General features: G+C 40.1%; 14 protein-coding genes and 1 pseudogene. 8 read left to right on the forward strand and 7 right to left on the reverse strand.

Translation table 11 applies throughout. From position 1 onward, the window contains the following. On the forward strand, positions 1 to 1,326 hold a 1,326-nt coding region (locus tag V7K79_RS11510), incomplete at its 5' end, for a DUF4114 domain-containing protein (protein WP_335047688.1). Positions 1,327 to 1,697: 371 nt separating this feature from the next. Here the strand turns inward: V7K79_RS11510 and V7K79_RS11515 are convergent. Both V7K79_RS11515 and V7K79_RS11520 read right to left on the reverse strand, forming a co-directional pair. Further along, positions 1,698 to 1,865: pseudogene (locus V7K79_RS11515) on the reverse strand (four-helix bundle copper-binding protein); the annotation flags it as partial. Between the two features lie 43 nt (positions 1,866 to 1,908). Further along, entirely contained in the window at positions 1,909 to 3,099 is a 1,191-nt protein-coding gene (locus V7K79_RS11520; RefSeq protein WP_335047692.1) for a pyridoxal phosphate-dependent aminotransferase, read from the reverse strand. Between the two features lie 189 nt (positions 3,100 to 3,288). On the opposite strand from V7K79_RS11520, the gene V7K79_RS11525 reads away from it, so the two are divergent. From V7K79_RS11525 to V7K79_RS11540, 4 genes are all read left to right on the forward strand, one after another. Beyond that, the gene (locus tag V7K79_RS11525; protein WP_335047695.1) at positions 3,289 to 3,888 is read left to right on the forward strand and encodes an MBL fold metallo-hydrolase; all 600 of its coding nucleotides are present in this window, start codon (positions 3,289 to 3,291) and stop codon (positions 3,886 to 3,888) included. A gap of 329 nt (positions 3,889 to 4,217) precedes the next feature. After that, complete coding sequence (locus V7K79_RS11530) at positions 4,218 to 5,480, forward strand: NAD(P)/FAD-dependent oxidoreductase (protein WP_335047698.1); 1,263 nt, start codon at positions 4,218 to 4,220, stop codon at positions 5,478 to 5,480. Between the two features lie 282 nt (positions 5,481 to 5,762). Continuing rightward, positions 5,763 to 6,287: a DoxX family protein gene (locus V7K79_RS11535; protein ID WP_335047700.1), complete on the forward strand. Its 525-nt coding sequence runs from the start codon at positions 5,763 to 5,765 to the stop codon at positions 6,285 to 6,287. A gap of 29 nt (positions 6,288 to 6,316) precedes the next feature. After that, on the forward strand, positions 6,317 to 6,502 hold the full coding sequence (locus V7K79_RS11540) for a hypothetical protein (RefSeq protein ID WP_335047703.1): 186 nt from the start codon (positions 6,317 to 6,319) through the stop codon (positions 6,500 to 6,502). 416 nt (positions 6,503 to 6,918) lie between these two features. Here V7K79_RS11540 and msrB read toward each other — a convergent pair whose 3' ends face one another. Together msrB and V7K79_RS11550 are read right to left on the reverse strand one after the other, a co-directional pair. Next, positions 6,919 to 7,413 (reverse strand): peptide-methionine (R)-S-oxide reductase MsrB, encoded by a 495-nt coding sequence (gene msrB / locus V7K79_RS11545; RefSeq protein WP_335047705.1) that lies wholly within the window; start codon positions 7,411 to 7,413, stop codon positions 6,919 to 6,921. Between the two features lie 229 nt (positions 7,414 to 7,642). Then, entirely contained in the window at positions 7,643 to 8,653 is a 1,011-nt protein-coding gene (locus V7K79_RS11550) for a mechanosensitive ion channel family protein (RefSeq protein ID WP_335047755.1), read from the reverse strand. Between the two features lie 117 nt (positions 8,654 to 8,770). On the opposite strand from V7K79_RS11550, the gene V7K79_RS11555 reads away from it, so the two are divergent. Together V7K79_RS11555 and V7K79_RS11560 are read left to right on the forward strand one after the other, a co-directional pair. Continuing rightward, a complete protein-coding gene (locus V7K79_RS11555; RefSeq protein WP_335047706.1) occupies positions 8,771 to 9,688 on the forward strand; it encodes a histone deacetylase family protein in 918 nt (305 codons plus the stop codon). 173 nt (positions 9,689 to 9,861) lie between these two features. Continuing rightward, positions 9,862 to 14,343 (forward strand): translation initiation factor IF-2 N-terminal domain-containing protein, encoded by a 4,482-nt coding sequence (locus V7K79_RS11560; protein ID WP_335047709.1) that lies wholly within the window; start codon positions 9,862 to 9,864, stop codon positions 14,341 to 14,343. A gap of 232 nt (positions 14,344 to 14,575) precedes the next feature. Here the strand turns inward: V7K79_RS11560 and V7K79_RS11565 are convergent, their stop codons facing one another. From V7K79_RS11565 to rsmH, 3 genes are all read right to left on the reverse strand, one after another. Continuing rightward, positions 14,576 to 14,782 carry a glycogen debranching protein gene (locus tag V7K79_RS11565; RefSeq protein ID WP_104909440.1) on the reverse strand — a complete coding sequence of 69 codons (207 nt, stop codon included), beginning with the start codon at positions 14,780 to 14,782 and terminating at the stop codon, positions 14,576 to 14,578. Positions 14,783 to 14,995: 213 nt separating this feature from the next. After that, positions 14,996 to 15,514 carry a hypothetical protein gene (locus V7K79_RS11570; protein WP_335047711.1) on the reverse strand — a complete coding sequence of 173 codons (519 nt, stop codon included), beginning with the start codon at positions 15,512 to 15,514 and terminating at the stop codon, positions 14,996 to 14,998. A 92-nt stretch (positions 15,515 to 15,606) separates the two neighbouring features. Continuing rightward, positions 15,607 to 16,494 (reverse strand): 16S rRNA (cytosine(1402)-N(4))-methyltransferase RsmH, encoded by an 888-nt coding sequence (rsmH, locus tag V7K79_RS11575; protein WP_335047712.1) that lies wholly within the window; start codon positions 16,492 to 16,494, stop codon positions 15,607 to 15,609. A 247-nt stretch (positions 16,495 to 16,741) separates the two neighbouring features. On the opposite strand from rsmH, the gene V7K79_RS11580 reads away from it, so the two are divergent. Next, positions 16,742 to 17,926 carry an NAD(P)H-quinone oxidoreductase subunit H gene (locus tag V7K79_RS11580; protein WP_335047714.1) on the forward strand — a complete coding sequence of 395 codons (1,185 nt, stop codon included), beginning with the start codon at positions 16,742 to 16,744 and terminating at the stop codon, positions 17,924 to 17,926. Positions 17,927 to 18,003: the final 77 nt, after the last annotated feature.

Consider the following 18,003-nt stretch of genomic DNA (forward strand, 5'->3'; position numbering starts at 1 on the left):
GAAATAAGCCAGTTAAACGTTAATGAAAATGTAGCTGCGGGGACAGTAATTGGCACATTTACCACCACAGACCCAGATGCAAACGACACATTTACCTACAGCTTAATACCGGGGACTGGCGATACTGATAATGGTGCATTCACCGTTGATGGTAGTCAACTTAAAATCAATAGTTCCCCAGACTTTGAAACTAAATCTAGTTACAACATCCGGGTTCGGACAACTGACGCAACTGGAGCATTCTTTGATAAAGAGTTGGCGATCGCAGTTAATAACCTGGATGATTCCGGTGTTAACGATGTACCAACCCTTACGAGGAATAACGATATCTTTACTATCAAAGGTAGAGGTAACAGTGAAAAAGCAAGCCTCTCAGTCAAGCTCACAGAACAGAGTCCTAATCAAATTTATGAACTGGGAGTATTTGCCGTAGATGATGAACAAGGGAAGATTCAAGGTATTGCCTCTAATGATGCTGGCTACACTGAAGCCGCTTTGAAACGATCCAAGGTGATTATCTCCTCGCTTACCAATTATCCGACTGGATTTAATCCTGATTTAAGCACTTTAGGGGAATTTACTTCTGGTGAACAGCTAAGATTTTTCTTGGTACCCGGTAGCACTACTGATAGTATCTTGGCTGGACAAGCTCCTTTTCAAAACGTACTGGTTTCTGACCCAACCAATCTCAAAATTACAAGCTTGAGTGACAATAACTTCTCCTTGGCTTGGAAAGGTAGTAACAGTAACGAATTCCAGGATCTGGTGCTCAAAATTCAGGCAACAGATGAAGATTTGCTTTTGGGTGCAGCTTCCCAAGGAAAGCAACAAGGAGAACTCCTTGACTTACGTGGTGTGACACAAGCAGTAAAAGCTGATTTTGTCGTTAATAGAGAAGCTGCATACGACAATTTTGTAGGCTTTTATAAAGTTGCTGATGAAAATGGTGGTATTGACACCAACGGCGATGGTACAGCAGATATTCTCGTCGGGCAGGCTGGTTATACCGAAGCTGCTGTGCGTGGACGTGTTCCAGGCATTGACTTGACGGTGAATAACCAAGGCATCGCAACTTCCTCTGGCACTTTCGGGCCTGATTCTCTGTTTGCACCGTTCATTATTGCTAATGGGAAACCCGATGCCATTCTCGATGGCAATGCTAATAACGATCCGAACGCTTACTTCATATTTTTGGGAGCTAACTCAGATAAGACAGATCACATTCGTCTGTTAGGAAACAATACCTTTGGCTTTGAGGATTTAGCAAATGGGGGTGACAAAGATTTCAACGATGTGATTGTGCATGTCAATTTGAACGTTGTTTAGTGGGACTTAGGTAAAAAATACCCCAAAAAGGCGTTGCTGAATCATGGGATGATTTCGCTCAATTTGGAACGAATTATTAATGGTTTCAATTCCCGATTCATCCCGCATTTATGCAACGCCCCCAAAAATAGCCTCAAATCTATATAGAGAAAAACTTTGACATCGATTTGCTTAGTTTCTTGATATATCTGGGTTTGGGCTGTTTTTGATCATTTGGTGTATTTCCCCTACCCTACATAAGTTTGAGGCTTGTTCCTCCCTGACGAATGTATTAAATCCCGTTAATCAAGTCTTTACTTCAAGCGCCTAGACTTGAAGGATCTGAGCGCTTGAATATTAGGTTGCAGAGAAACTTCTGCTAGGTAGAGGAATTATGCAGGCATTATATGCATACTTTTGCAAGATTCTGCACACTTGCGGCAAGCAGCAGCACATTCCATCATTTTCGCGTCATCGCTCATCATCTCACAAGCCATTGCAGTGCGATCGCACATTTTTGTACACAGCATACAAGTGGGTCTCATAAACTCAGAACCCCTTATTTTAACGAACCGCAGAGGGCGCAGAGAGAAGAAATTAGTGTTAGGATGTAGGTTGTAGATTTGATTGGAGTTTGAGTAAGCGATCGCTCGCTGCTTGTAATGTCTCAGGTCTTTTGCTAAAGCAAAATCTGATCAATGAATGTCCTTTTTCTGGTTGACTAAAAAAGCTGGAACCTGGAACTACAGCAACACCGATATCTTTAATCAGATGGTAAGTGAATTTAACATCTGTTTTATAGCCAAATTTAGAAATATCTGCAAGAACGTAATAGGCTCCTTTGGGAACGAAATAGGGAATCCCAACTTGGTCTAGAATTTGTAAAATGCTGTCTCGCTTCTGGTGATAAAGTTTGCCTAGTTCTTCATAATAGGATGGTGGCAATTGCATAGCGGCAACTCCGGCTCGTTGCAATGGTGCAGGTGCGCCAACAGTGAGAAAATCATGGACTTTGCGAATCGCCCCTGTCAATTCGGGGTTTGCCAGAATGTAGCCGACTCGCCAGCCAGTGACGCTATAAGTTTTGGACAAACCGTTAATAGTAACGGTGCGTTCTGCCATTCCGGGAAGGGTCGCTAAGGCAATATGTTGAGTGCCATCATAGAGAATATGTTCATAGATTTCATCAGTGAACGCTAACACATCCCATTTTTGGCAAAGTTCAGCAATTAGGGTGAGTTCTTCACGGCTGAAGACTTTACCCGTAGGATTATGGGGTGTGTTGATAATAATTGCTTTGGTATTGGTATTGAAAGCTTGACGCAACTGTGCTTCATCAAATGTCCAATGGGGAGGATGCAGTGTCACATAGCGGGGTATAGCACCAGCTAAAATCGCATCGGGGCCGTAGTTTTCGTAATATGGCTCAAATACAATTACTTCGTCACCGGGATCGACTGTCGCCAGCATCACAGATGCCATTGCTTCTGTGGAACCGCAGGTAACGGTGATTTGGGTTTCAGGATCGATATCTAAGCCGAGATACCAACGCACTTTATTAGCGATCGCATGACGAAATAGGCGATCGCCCCAAGTAATGGCATACTGATTAACATCTGCTTCTATAGCCTGATATGCTGCCTGTTTCAACTCCAAGGGACAAGCAAAATCAGGGAACCCCTGCGCCAGATTCACTGCGTCATGTTGCAGTGCCACCCTGGTCATTTCTCGAATCACAGACTCTGTAAACTGTTCTGCCTTCGCTGATATCTTTTTTCGCCTAATCTTACTCACCTCTATACCTCCGTTGATCGTTATTGCCGAAATCCTGTGAATTTCTGTAAGTCAGACAAAAGCCATAAAATTGATAGATTTATCGTAGTATACTCAAATTTTAGATCCAGAGGGAATGCAACCTTATAATCTATATACTTAATTATTGAGATTAATAGTCAATTATTGAAGTACCGATCCAGAATCATCATGAAATCTTTGCACCGTCCCGATTTGTATAGCTGGTCTAATTTCAATCCGGCAAGAAATATTGATTTCAATGGGATTGCCTGGATTCGCCCAGATGGCAACATCTTGATTGACCCGGTAGCGCTATCAAACCATGATTGGAATCATCTGAGATCCCTCGGTGGTGTGGTTTGGATTGTGCTGACAAATTCTGAGCACGTCAGGGCAAGTAAAGAAATTGCCGATCAAACTTATGCTAAGATTGCAGGCCCCATAGCAGAAAAAGACACTTTTCCTATACCTTGCGATCGCTGGCTATCTGATGGTGAAGAATTTGTCCCAGGATTGGAGGTGATTGAACTCAATGGTTCTAAAACTCCGGGCGAATTGGCTTTGTTACTAGAAAAGACAACTTTAATTACAGGGGATTTAGTTCGGGCACGCAAAGCAGGTAGCTTAACGATTTTACCAGATGACAAGCTGCTGAATCGAAAGGATGCTGTTGCTTCTGTGCAAAGGTTGGCTCAACTGAGTCGGGTAGAAGCAGTGCTGGTGGGAGATGGTTGGCCCGTCTTCCGCGATGGACGCGATCGCTTAAAGGATCTTGTAGCGACATTGTAAATGGGTAGGGGCGATCGTCGGTTTGAATGTTGGGGGAGTTGAGGCAATACTTTCTGTTTAACACACTGTTACCCAAACTCCTCCAATTCTTTACAGAAGAGCTGCTTTGATTTTGCTACTAAACCGCGTCTACCTTGAAAACCGTAGTTTTTGGAATTAGAGTAAAGTTCATAACTCAAACCACAATTGAATAATATACTTTGCTTAAAAACTCCAGGTTTCAAAATCGACGAGGTTTAATACTGAAATCTGATGGCACTATCGATAATTTGTTACCAATATATTAACAGTTAATAAATTGACCGACTAGCTAAATCAAGAGGGGAAGAATGAACAGTCGCCGCGTTGTTATTGTTGGCGCTGGATTCGGTGGGTTGCAAGCTGCTCAATCTTTAGCTGATTCTGGTGCAGATGTATTGTTAATCGATCGCAACAACTATCACACCTTTGTACCGTTGTTGTATCAGGTTGCGACAGGTCAATTGGAACCTGAATACATTGCTTACCCTATCCGCACAATATTACGGCGATTTTATTTCCTGCGGAATAAGTCTAAGGTTCAGTTTTTGATGGCTGAGGTTGAGCAAATTGATTTTTCAAGGCAAACTGTTGAAACAGATAGTTGTTCAATTACCTATGACTTTCTTGTGCTTGCAACTGGAAGCCAGACCCAGTTTTTGGGAGTTCCTGGAGCTTTAGAATATGCGTTCTCAATGAGAACGCTAGAAGAAGCAATAGCAATCCGAAATCACATTTACTCTTGTTTTGAAAGAGCTATCCAGGAATCTGACTTATCACGACGCCAACAATTGCTGACGTTTACCATCGTTGGCGGCGGACCAACAGGTGTTGAGGTTGCAGGTGCTTTCGTTGAAATGCTTCGAGGTCACTTGCGTCGAGATTATCCAACACTTTTGCAGCAAGTGAAGTTGATTCTCGTGCAATCTGGCGATCGCTTATTAGTCGATCTGCCAAAAAAGTTGGGAGCCTACACCTACAAACGATTACATCAGCTAGGAGTAGAGGTTTATCTGCAAACAAAAGTGACTAGAGTGACTTTTGAATCTTTACATCTGCAAAACGATGAGGTAATTCCAACTGCAACCGTCATTTGGACTGCGGGGTTAGAAGCAAATTATCCCACAACATCACAGGAGGTATCTTCAGGAAATAAGGGAAAGTTACTTGTTCATCCCACCCTACAATTGCTAGAGCAACCCAATATTTACGTAATTGGGGATCTGGCATATATGGAACAAAACGGTAAACCATTAACTGGGGTTGCACCAGAGGCACTTCAGCAGGGTGTTGCTGTAGCCCGAAATATTCAGCGCCAATTCCGAGGTAAATCACCAAAGCATTTTAGCTATTTCAACAAGGGAAGATTAGCGATTATTGGCTGTTATTCAGGTGTGGGAAAAATTGGTGCATTTGCTTTTACAGGATGTTTGGCTTGGCTGATATGGCTAGGAGTTCATTTAGTGTATCTTCCTGGCTATCGTAGTCGTTTTTTAGTATTACTTACTTGGCTTCACACTTACTTATTTGGCGATCGCTCAGTTCGCTTAATTCTGTCTATGAAAGAACGTTAGCTCTCAAAACCGCTAAGAGCTTCCCAATTTCTGAAATTGAAATCAATTACAAAGAAAGGCAGGAGGCAGGAGGTTAGGAGTATCAATTAAAACTTTAGTTCTCGATTTAAAGCCCAGTTTAAACTAATAATTATACCGAGACTGCTTGCAGCGTTAGCGTAGCGGCACGAAGTGCGGTATAAAACGTCAAAGTTTTCAATACCACCTTTTTATGGATGGGTTCCTCCTGCCTTCTGCCTTCTGCCTGCTGAAAATCGGTGTACCATAGTTGGAGTTCAGGCAATGAATGAAAATAGAAACTATATCAGTCTCAAATCAAAGGATGTTGCGATCGCCTATTTGTTACTGCGAATTCTAATCGGTGTGAATTACTTTAATCACGGCTTCACTCGCATTTTCAACATCCCTGGATTCGCTGAAGATACTGTTAAAGAACTAGCAGATTCTTATTTTCCAGAATTTCTAGTGAGAATCAATTCTTACCTAGTGCCCCCTGTAGAGTTAATTGTGGGCATTTTAATCACACTTGGGTTAGCTACCAGAAGCGCTTTGATTGTCACCTTTGTCCTGATGATCATTCTGAAGTTGGGCGTGACATCGATACAAAACTGGAGTGCAGCTACTTCGATGCTTTCTTACGGGATTGTGCTGTTTATTTTACTTGCAGGTAACAGCTTTAATATTTACTCACTTGATCGCTGGAGAAAAAACAGACAAAACCTTGCAAACTCAGGAGCAGATCGCGAACAAGGTAGGGTCAACTTCTTTAAGTTTAAAAATAACTTTTTGGCAAAACGTTGGCTATAGCATCGTTTACCCAATCATAGTATTTTCCGGTGAAAAAGCTTGGTAAGCAAAAGTTGCTACCCAAGGGATGGTTGTTCTGTCTGCGATGGACGCGATCGCTTGCAGAATCTTGTAGAGGCATTGTAAATGATTTGGGTAGCATAGCTAACTGTGCTACCCTACAGGCGATTGTAGTTCAAATAGATCAAAAAGGCTTTCAGAAGAAAATCAAATAACACCGTATCATGGTAGTTAGTAGCATTTATGTCTGAAACTTTCTTTTTTGCCATAAAAAAATATCAGGTAAGTAATATCCTGATTTGCTGACGGCAGAATGCGAAAGCTTTTACTAATTCACCTAGTTGGAGAAGGCTGATGTCGAAAGAAAGAAAAAGTAATAAAGAAGCTAAAAAACCTAAAAAAGATCCCAAAGACAAAAAGGAGAAAAAAGACTCAAATAAATAGGACGATTTAGGTAAATAGTTCTAGCAAAGACCAAGAGTTGCATTTTTTCAAATTGACAATACTTCGTCCAGTAGCACTGAATAGGAAAAGTTATTGTCAAAAATTTATTCACCCTTGGTCAAGCTCCAAAATCTGATGATTTAGGTTGTGTGTACGATGTCACGACAGGCTACGCCTACGCAACTTATCAAGCAGGATCAAACTTCAGCGAAACACCGTTCATGCAGTAGCGCTTACCAGTGGGTGCAGGGCCATCATCAAAAACATGACCCAGATGACCACCACAGCGACTACAATGCACTTCAGTTCTGCTCATGAACAACGACTTGTCTACAGTCGTGGCGATCGCACCTTCAATTGGATTAAAGAAGCTAGGCCAGCCAGTACCACTATTAAATTTGGTATCAGATGTAAACAGTGGTAGTTCGCAGGCGGCACAATAATAAGTGCCTTGTTCGTATTCCTTATCCAATGAGCTGGTGTAAGGGCGTTCAGTTCCATGTTTACGCAAGACATTAAACTGTTCTGGCGTTAGAATCGTGCGCCATTCTGACTCTGGTTTAGTAACTTCAAATCCACTACTAGAAGTTGTCATTGCTTGTGACCCCCAATTAATATACCTTGATAACAACGCTGTGCCGACTATGACTGCACTAGCCTGTAAAAAATAGCGTTTGTTCATATATCTATTATTTTCTATTTTCCGGTTCACTGGCCAATCAATTCCAGTACGGAATTCCCTACATGAATAACTATCCCTCTTGTGTCACTTTCCATCTGCGAGCTTATCGTCCCACTGTATGCTTAAGTGCTTGCCCAAGTCGTCTGATAAAAATTCGCAAAATTAAAGATTGATAACCTGCGAAGGCAGATTTTGCCAATATAGCTGCGACTTCTAGTCACCAGGATCTTTATGAATTATCTTGTATATACACTTTTCTAGTCGGCAAAGGAATTTGAATTCCTGCTTGTTGATAGCGTTTGTGCAATTTTTTGACAAAAAGATGTTTACCCATACGCTGATCGAAGTATTCGCTTACCCGCATATAAAGCGTAAAATCTATACTAAAATCATTAAAAGTATGAAATCTGATATATGGTTCATTTTCTTTTAATTCCGGTGCAATTTCTTGCATGACTTCTTTGGCAACTTCTACAGTCACTTTTTCAACTTGTTCCAGATCGCTATTATAACTGACACCCACATCCATTGTTAAAGTAATTTCTTTGGCAGGTAAATGATAGTTTGTGAAAATTGCAGAAGACAACTTAGAGTTGGGAACAATAACCACATTATTGGAAATTTCTTTAATAGTCGTATTCCGCCAAGAAATATCTATAACATATCCTTCATGGCCAGCATCTAGTTTCACATAGTCTCCAGTTCTAACTTGCTTAGAAATAATTAAGTAAAAACCAGAAAATAAATTGGCTAGTGTGTCTTGAAGTGCCAAACCAACTGCTAAACCACCAATACCTAAAGTCGTGACTATCGGTGTAATTTGCACCCCTACCGTTTGTAAGATGATTAATGTTCCCAAAACTAAAACAGTAGCCTTAGCAAGGTTAGAAATTAGTGATGTAGGAACCCCTTCTGCTCTGCGAATATATAAATTAAGGAAACCAGAAGTCAATTTAGCCAAGACTAAAGTTATTGAATACAAAAATGCTATCGTCAGAATTTTTTGCAGTACGATGGAAACATTTGGCTTGAGGGGAGCGCTCAGAACTGCCCAAAAAAAACCGCCAATGACAAACCAAATAAAAGTCATCCGGTGCAGAGAGTGAAATATAATTTTACTCCCAACAACTCGTTTATTAGTAACGAATGTTTCTAATTTTTTGAAGATAACTTTTTCACCAATTATTCCAGCCACGAAGCCAGCTAAAATAAACACTATCGGCGTAATCCATTCCATCATATCCATATCAATTTTAAATTTGGAGTTTTAGATTTAGGATAATAGCACTGTTGCCGCAATTATGGCTAAATTTTATTTTGTTAGTTGCCGGATTACTTGCTTAAGATTTTCTGGATTATGAACTTGCCAATTATTTACCACCCAGATTACATTGCTCCCCTACCTGAAGGACATCGCTTTCCGATGTCTAAGTTTCGACAACTCTACGAATTGCTGTTAACTGATGGTGTAGCGAATCAAGAACAATTTCACACTCCCGAACGTCCGCCCTTAAAATTGATAGAGTTAGTCCATACTCCAAACTACGTTCAAGCTTACTGTGAAGGAACCTTAGATGCCAAAGCACAGCGACGTATTGGTTTGCCTTGGAGTCCGGCATTAGCAAATCGTACCTGTGTAGCTGTAGGTGGTACAATACTCACTGCAAAATTAGCACTAAGTCAGGGTTTAGCTTGTAATACAGCTGGTGGAACTCATCATGCTTTTCCTAGTTATGGATCTGGTTTTTGTATTTTCAACGATTTAGCGATCGCCTGTCGCGTTTTACAAAAATTCGGACTCGTTCAAAAAATCCTGATTGTCGATTTGGATGTTCATCAAGGAGACGGTACAGCTTTTATTTTCCAAGACGATGACAGCGTTTTTACTTTCTCCATGCACTGCGAAGTGAATTTCCCTGGTACTAAACAAAATAGCGATTTGGATGTTCCTTTACCAGTGGGAATGGAAGATGATGCTTATTTGCAAACCTTGGCGAATTTTCTACCAGATTTATTGTCTAAAGTCAAGCCAGACTTGGTATTTTATGATGCTGGTGTTGACCCTCATATAGGCGATCGCTTAGGTAAATTAGCCCTTACAGATGCTGGCATTTTCCGCCGGGAAATGCAGGTTTTAAGTACCTGTATGAGTAGCGGTTATCCTGTCGCCTGCGTTATTGGCGGCGGTTATGCTGATGATATGAAATCTTTAGTTTGGCGACACTCTCTGCTACATCGCGCCGCTAGTGAAGTTTACCAGCAGTACAAACTATAATTAGTTAATAGGAAATACTACCAAAATCGTAAAGTTTTTAAACGCAGAGGAACGCAAAGTCAACGCAAAGGTACGCAGAGTATTACCTTTAATTTGTAGCGAATGGGATTAAAATAAACTTTGCGCCCCTCTGCGTTTATTAAACCCTATTTTGTCGGCAAAGGTAGTACTGGATGAACAACGGTAAACTCAGAATTTACGAACTAGCAAAAGAATTGAATTTGGATAGCAAGAAGCTATTAGCAATTTGTGACAAACTCAACATTGCAGTCAAAGGTCATACCAGCACCATCTCAGAATCTGATGCAGAACGTATTCGTTCAGTGGCAAATAAACTAACAGCAAAATCCTCGAAAACTAAAATACACTCTGAAGATTGGGGCTATATGTTTATAGCTTCAGCAGTTGATAGCTTTATCCGCCATCTTGAAGGTGAAAGCGTCCTGAAATCATATCCCGAATTTAGAGAGCGGCGCGATCGCGCCAATCAGTTAATGTTGGAATGTGTTGGTAAAAAGCCCTCTCTATTTTATGTGCGTCGCAAAGGTACGGGGAAAGAAGTAAGAGAAGAAATTTGGGATTTAACAATAGCAACAGACTCCAATAATTTTCCATTACCCGCAAGACTTGAGAAGCTGAGAAAAACATTAGGATTTAGAGCGGCTGTACCAAAAGATGGACGCAACGGTATAAAAATACTATCGGCTCAGTTGTTACAACCCTCACGAGGACAGGCTGATAGCTATGCTGTACCTTGTTGCTTACGTTTGCTAGCTAATCATCAGCATCATCTCGACATTTCACCCGCAACATTGAAACGTATAGCAGCTGCACCAGTTTGTGGCGAAAATGTGCCTACAGAAGATCAGCTCAAAGCTTGGAAAGCATTTTTGCAGATTGAGGAAAAAATTGCGAAAGCACGTCAATTTTGCGTGCGTTATATAAGTCACAACTATAACTTCAAAAGACGAATCAGTTTTGAAATTGATGTAGCCTCAGCCACCCTTGATGGCTTTTATCAAAATTCCCTTGATGTAGAAAATTTCTGGGAACGAGCAAGACGCACAAAAAATGAAGATTTAAAGCTTTTTGAAACTGCTCCTGTCGGCAAAAATTGGATTAGCGGTCGTCAATTAGGGACTGTTGAAGAAGTTGACCCCAACCGTTGTATGATCAGCCTTAGATTAGACCGTGATTTAGCTGAATTCATGGCAGCAGAGCGTTATAAATTGCCAGATACAGGATTTTTGTGTTTTGAAGCAATTGGTGATATTCAGCAGATTCAACGCAAGAAAAAGGCTTTAGATGATTTGAATAACGGTTATACTCAAAATCCCTATCTGGGTAAATTTTTATTCGATGCTTCTCAGGCTAGACAAATTAAAACAACTATTGAACTTCAACCACAAGATTTATTATTATCTTCTGCGAATCCTGGTCAGAAAGCAGCAGTAGAAAAAGTACTTGCTGCAAAGGATCTTGTGCTTATCCAAGGTCCACCTGGTACTGGAAAAACTACCGTAATTGCGGAGATTTGCTATCAAATTGCCCTTCGCGGTGGACGCACCTTAATCGCATCTCAAGCCAATTTAGCAGTAGATAACGCCCTAAGTAGATTAGTTCACAACCCTGTTATTCGCGCTGTACGCAAGGGAAGATCCGAGAAAGTTGGGGAAGAAGGACAGCCATTTCTAGAAGACCAAGTGATTGGCAGATGGCTAGAAAATACAGCGAACGACTGTGAAAATAATTTGACTCAACGCCTGGAAAATATTAAAGTTTTCACTCAATTACTGGCATCATCGCAAAGATTCACAGCCTACTTTCAAGCAGAAGAAGAATTTAATCAGCAACAAACCATATTCAATAAAAATAAGTTAAAAATAGAGGTAAACTTTCAAAATAAAGAAAAATTTTACCACGTAACTGTAGAAAAACATAAAGAGGTTGAATCACTAATTACAAAACTAGAAAATATATTAAATACTGCACCAAATATCAACTGGGAAGCTTCAGAAGTTACAGATTTTTTGCCACTTCTTAAGCCCTATACAGAAGGTAACAGTATAGTAGAAGAGTTTTTAGCAAATGTTCGTCAAACCATCAAGTATAGTGATGAACTTGGCTTTGTGCGTCCGGCGCTTGGTGCTTTTGGTTTAGCGGCTTGGCTGCGTGAAACTATAGCAATAGAAATTTCTGGATTTAAAGCTGCTTTGACTTATGCTCAAGAGGCAAGTAAAGCTATCTTAAAAGTTGCAGCATCAGTGGAGGTTGTTAAACAAAATTTCGCCTCGTTAAATCAGTTACAACCAGATTATCAGCAGTACCTTACTAAACTGCAAAACTTACAGCAAACAATCCAGATATGGCAAAACCGCAAACGGGAAATAGATTACATTATTTCAGCAGTTAAAGAATGGAAATCTACAGCGCCCTCTCATCTCTATCAAACTTTAAAAGAATGTCATCAATCAGGTTTACCATTGACAGAAAACTTAGTTGACTTGCCGTTAGGTTTATTGATGTTTGCTAATACATTAAAACTAACAATAGTGCCAACAAATTACAAAATTAATTTACCTGAATGGGAAGTATTAGCAAAGGCGATCGCTTATGAAATAGAAGGAAATTTTAGCGACAGGCGAGGTAAACAGCATAATTTTAGTTATTTTTTACAACAAAATTTTAGTCAGATTCCAATTGTGCTATCAAACAGCGATCGCACTCAATGGCAAGAAACCTATCAACAGTTTAAAAATTATCAGCTACTCAACCCTAAACAGCGAAAATTACTAGTTGAAAATACTCAAGTTTTTTTAATTAGAATGCAACGGACTTATACCGCATCATGGGAATGGAATAACATTGACTCTACTCTTACCTTGATTACACAAGAATTGCTAGATACTATCCTTGCAAATGCGCGTCAATGTGTTTTAAAAGTTAAAACGGAAACAGATCAACAACTTCAATCGCTGCAACGACAACTAAATGAACTTCAGAAAAACGAAGTTAGCCAACAGCAAATATCTATTACTCAAGCTGAGGTAGAAAAAGTACAGCAGGATGCTAACTTCCAACTTGGACAGGTGATTAATATTTTACAAGAACTTAATCAACAAACAAATATGCCTGCTCAATTACGTATTCTAGTTGAAAACTATCTGGCAACACAATCAAATATTTGGGAGCAACCCCAAGAGTTTATAAATCAAGTTAATTATTGGGAAACTTGTATCACTCAGCTTGAAGTCTTAATTTTATCATTAGAACCTTTTGCTGTGCTAGATACAATTAAACATTCTCTAAATGAGCATTTGTTAAAGTTAAAAGAAGAAACAGAAACTTCTCTACGGGAAGTTCAAGCAATACAAATAAATCTATCTGAACTAGAGCAGAGTTCACAACCAAAACCATCAAAAAACTTAAGAGAAGAACGAAGCTGGTGGTTGAGAGAATGGCAAACAATTCCTGATAAATTTAAAATAGGAAATTCTCAAGCCGACTTGTTTAATATAGAGTTTTTACGCAAAATCAATACTCAGTTTGAATATTGGCAGCAACAACTTCAGCAAGACGAAAGTTATCTAAATAAATATCAGAGTTTTATACAAGATTGGATAGGCAAATTAAGACAGCCAACTGAGCGCGATCATGACGATTTAAGGCGCATTTATTTAGATAATGCTAATGTCGTTGGTATTACCTGTGTTCAGGCTGCAAATAGAGGTTTTTCTGAAGAATTCAAATCTTTTGATGTTGTTATTATTGATGAAGTTAGTAAGTGTACTCCACCAGAGTTACTAATCCCAGCTTTGAAAGGCAAAAAGTTAGTCATGGTAGGCGATCATCGGCAATTACCACCCATGCTTGATACTAGCACTTTAGAAGAAGTTGCTCAAACAATAGGCAATACACGAGACGAATTACAATTTTTAGAAGAATCATTATTTAAAAGTCAGTTTGAATCTGCTGATGAAAGCATCAAACAAATGCTAACTACACAGTATCGAATGCATCCATTTATTATGGGAGCAATCAATCAATTTTATGACGGTAAACTAGAATCTGGAATTTTAGAGCCAGACACAAAACGCGCACATCATTTAGCAGACGAAATTATCCAAGAATCTCAGCATCTTATCTGGATAAAAACGCCTATAGAAAATCAGTTTTTAGAGCAACGAAACGGAACTTCTTACTTTAATATTCCAGAAATTGATGCGATTGAACGTCTGTGTCATCAGTTTGAAAAGACTTGGGCTGATAAAGTTGCTAATGGTGAATCAAAAAAAGAAATTGCCGTCATTACATTTTATGGCGCTCAATTAAGAAAAATTGATGAACGTTTGCAATCTGAACTTTTTCCTTCGCTAGAAATTCGTACTGGTACAGTAGACAGATTTCAAGGTATGGAAAGACCTGTTGTAATTGTGAGTATGGTTCGCAACAATAGTAAGAAAGATGTCGGATTTGCTAAAAAGCCAGAACGAGTAAATGTTGCTTTTTCCCGCGCTCAAGAACTACTAATAATTGTGGGTTGTCATAATTTATTTACCCATCAATCAGGTAAAGTCGGAAGTATGTATTCTGAAGTTTCAAATATCGTAAACCTTCATGCAGGTTTCGTTGATGTATCTCGCTTCTTCAGCTAAATCTGTTGATGACAATCTCAAAAATTTAGTAAATGCATAGGCAATTTATTTTTTGGAAGTCTCTTAGCAGAATTTAAACATTTTTGAAGCAACCCATACAAGGCAAGAAAAATACACCAAATACTCAAAAATGCTTGAAATCCAGATACATCAATAAACTAGATAAAACTATATCAAAGTCATTCTGCATATAGATTTGAGGCTTTTTTAGCTACTTTTTGTCTAAGTCCTATTAATTGAGTTTTAAAGAATTTACCGGCACTTCATCCCAAGAATCGACTGTCCGCAATCGCGCTACCCAACCTGCTGCCTTTTGCCTCTCGGTCAAATTATTCTCAAAAGAATCATGACAATCTTTAGCTTGAGATTCATTACAAGTGGCAATGCAGGCATGAATCATCCCAGACGGATCAATTTGCTCATTTACCCAAATAGTCATGGAATATTTCCTCTAAAACTTTAGTGAAAAAAGCTATTTATTATTTTAGAACACTATTAGAGTCGAAAATTGTAGAGCAAAATCGGCAACAAGTAGTGAACTAATCCCAATTACCGATTACCAATTACAGCAATCATCTACGTTGTATAATAAGGTACGAATTCTTAAGGAAGAAATTTCGGCTTGTTCCTAGACGATAGGAGGGTAAATACACTACTTAATTAGCTGTCGTAAATAATCTTCCACAACTCGGAATGCTTCAGGACTTTTACCATTACTCGGATTACTTCTTAAAAATACTTTTTTCTCTTTATTGTCTATACATACTGAAATAGAATAAGGATAGTACCTTTGATTAGTCGCTGCACCATACTCTGCTGCTAAATTCATAAAGCCACTTGATTGAATCAGTTTTTTAAGTTGATTCAACTGATAGTTAGTAAGTTTTTTATTTTTTATATGAGTTGTGACTTGACTAGGTGTTGCAGATATGGGATTTTTGTATGATTCGATTCTCTCACTCCAAATTAGTGACAAATTTTTAACTGTAATTGAAACAGTAGGTGCAGAATATTTGACTACAAAACCTTCGGCTTGGTTCTCACACTCAGTCTCAGGTAAACTTTTGCTAATCATGAAAACAGTGAAAATAGAATCAAAACTTTGCACAACTAATGTCTGTGCTATATAGAAGTAAGAAATGATTGCTAGGGGAAATAAGAAGAATTTCATATCGATAATATAATAAGCAAAAAAGTCCTATATAGAGCGTATTCGCAGCAGTTATAAGCCACGAGATGGAGCAGTTTAACCCTGCATTGCAGTTACAGCAGCTTTTGGGCTATCCTCAGTTTTGCCGATCGCGATCGCGGATTCTGACTAATTTCCTCTTCTTGTGCAATAATTGGCTTTTTTGTCAAGACTTTTAACAAAGGTGAATTTCTTAAACCATGTTTCACCGGGCGGTCTTCCAGACTGTGGAAACTGATAATCGCAATTCTACCGCCAGGGACAAGGGCATTTGGTGCTTTATCCAAAAAGGTTTCTAGCGATTTTAACTCATCGTTGACGACAATTCGCAGAGCTTGAAAAACACGGGTAGCGGGGTGAATTCTGCCATAACGGTATTTCGGAGGTACTGAAGAAGCGATCGCATCAGCTAATTCTGTAGTTGTATGCAACGGTCGCCGTTCTACAATACGTCTAGCAATGCGCCGCGATAATCTTTCTTCACCGTACTTAAAGAAAATATCAGCTAATTCTGCTTCATCCCAATTATTAATCACATCAGCAGCAGTTAGCGATCGCCCCCGATCCATTCGCATATCTAAATTTGCAGGTTGGCGAAAGCTAAAACCCCTTTCTGCACGGTCTAAGTGGTAAGAACTTACCCCCAAATCAGCTAAAATACCATCGAAAGTGTTGGGGGGAAATTCGTAGTCAGCAAAATTGCTATAAATAAATTGTACGCGATCGCCAAACTCAGCTAATTCTTTCCTCGCTGCTGCTAAAGCATCCTCATCTTGGTCAATCGCCGTTACCCGCACATCCGCAGCAGCTTCTAAGATTAAACGACTGTGACCACCACCACCTACCGTTACATCTAAATAATGCCTGCCGGGATGCACCGCTAAACCCTCAATTACCTCCCGACCCAAAACGGGAATGTGAGAAAAATCTTGCACCTCAAGTCCCTGATATCGAGCTTCCATATAATAATTGAAGAAGTGCAACAAAATTAAACATCTAGTAAAATCCCTCTTCTGTCACTCCCTCTCCAACATATCCCTGTATGGGCAATACATTATAAACGTCTAAGGGCAGTTTTCCTAAAAGTATTGCTCCTGCAAGCTTAACTTTGGCTTGGCAGACTAGATAAACTGGTTGGCATCTTGGCGGTTCAATTCAAAATTTTGCCTTCGGCACGCTACACGAACACAACAGGAGAACACGAAATCTATGACCAGACTAGAAACCCGCACTGAACCGATGGTGCTAAATATGGGGCCACACCACCCCTCAATGCACGGGGTTCTGCGGTTAATCATGACTCTGGATGGCGAGGATGTCGTTGACTGTGAACCAGTCATCGGCTATTTACACCGAGGAATGGAAAAAATCGCTGAGAACCGCACTAATGTAATGTACGTTCCCTACGTTAGTCGCTGGGACTACGCTGCGGGAATGTTCAACGAAGCCGTCACTGTTAACGCCCCAGAAAAGCTTGCAGGTGTTGCTGTCCCCAAACGTGCTAGCTACATCCGCGTCATCATGCTGGAGTTGAACCGCATTGCTAACCACTTGCTATGGTTTGGCCCCTTTCTCGCTGACGTAGGCGCACAAACTCCCTTCTTCTACCAGTTCCGGGAACGGGAGATGATTTATGATTTGTGGGAAGCCGCCACAGGTTATCGGATGGTAAATAACAACTACTTCCGCGTTGGTGGAGTAGCAGCCGATTTACCTTACGGTTGGGTAGATAAGTGTCTGGAATTCTGCGACCACTTAATACCCAAAGTTGATGAGTACGAACGCTTAGTAACCGATAATCCCATCTTCCGACGACGTGTTGAGGGTCTTGGGACTATCACCCGTGAAGAAGCAATTAACTGGGGACTTTCTGGCCCAATGTTACGCGCATCTGGCGTGCAATGGGATTTGCGGAAAGTTGACCATTACGAATGTTACGACGATTTCGACTGGGATGTGCAGTGGGAAACTGCTGGTGATTGCTTTGCCCGTTACGTGGTGCGGATGCGGGAAATGCGGGAATCTGTAAAGATTATTCGCCAAGCAATTAAAGGACTTCCTGGCGGCCCTTACGAAAATCTGGAAGCCAAGCGTTTAGCCGCAGGTAAAAAATCCGAGTGGGATGGATTTGATTACCAATTTATCGGTAAAAAGGTGTCTCCCACTTTCAAGATGCCCAAGGGTGAAATCTACTCTCGTGTAGAAAGTGGCAAAGGTGAATTGGGAATTTATTTGGTCGGCGAGGATAATGTCTTCCCTGCACGTTGGAAGATTCGCGCAGCAGATTTTAACAACCTCCAGATTGTCCCCCATTTACTGCGGGGTATGAAGGTTGCAGATATCGTGGTCATTCTCGGTAGCGTTGACGTAATTATGGGATCTGTAGATAGGTAAATAATATCTATCTAAATACTTTTTTAGAGTAGTTGTATTATGCAACTGCTCTATTTTTTTATGATTTTTGAAGACGC

This window comes from Nostoc sp., from assembly GCF_036917575.1.
Taxonomy (GTDB): Bacteria; Cyanobacteriota; Cyanobacteriia; order Cyanobacteriales; family Nostocaceae; genus Nostoc.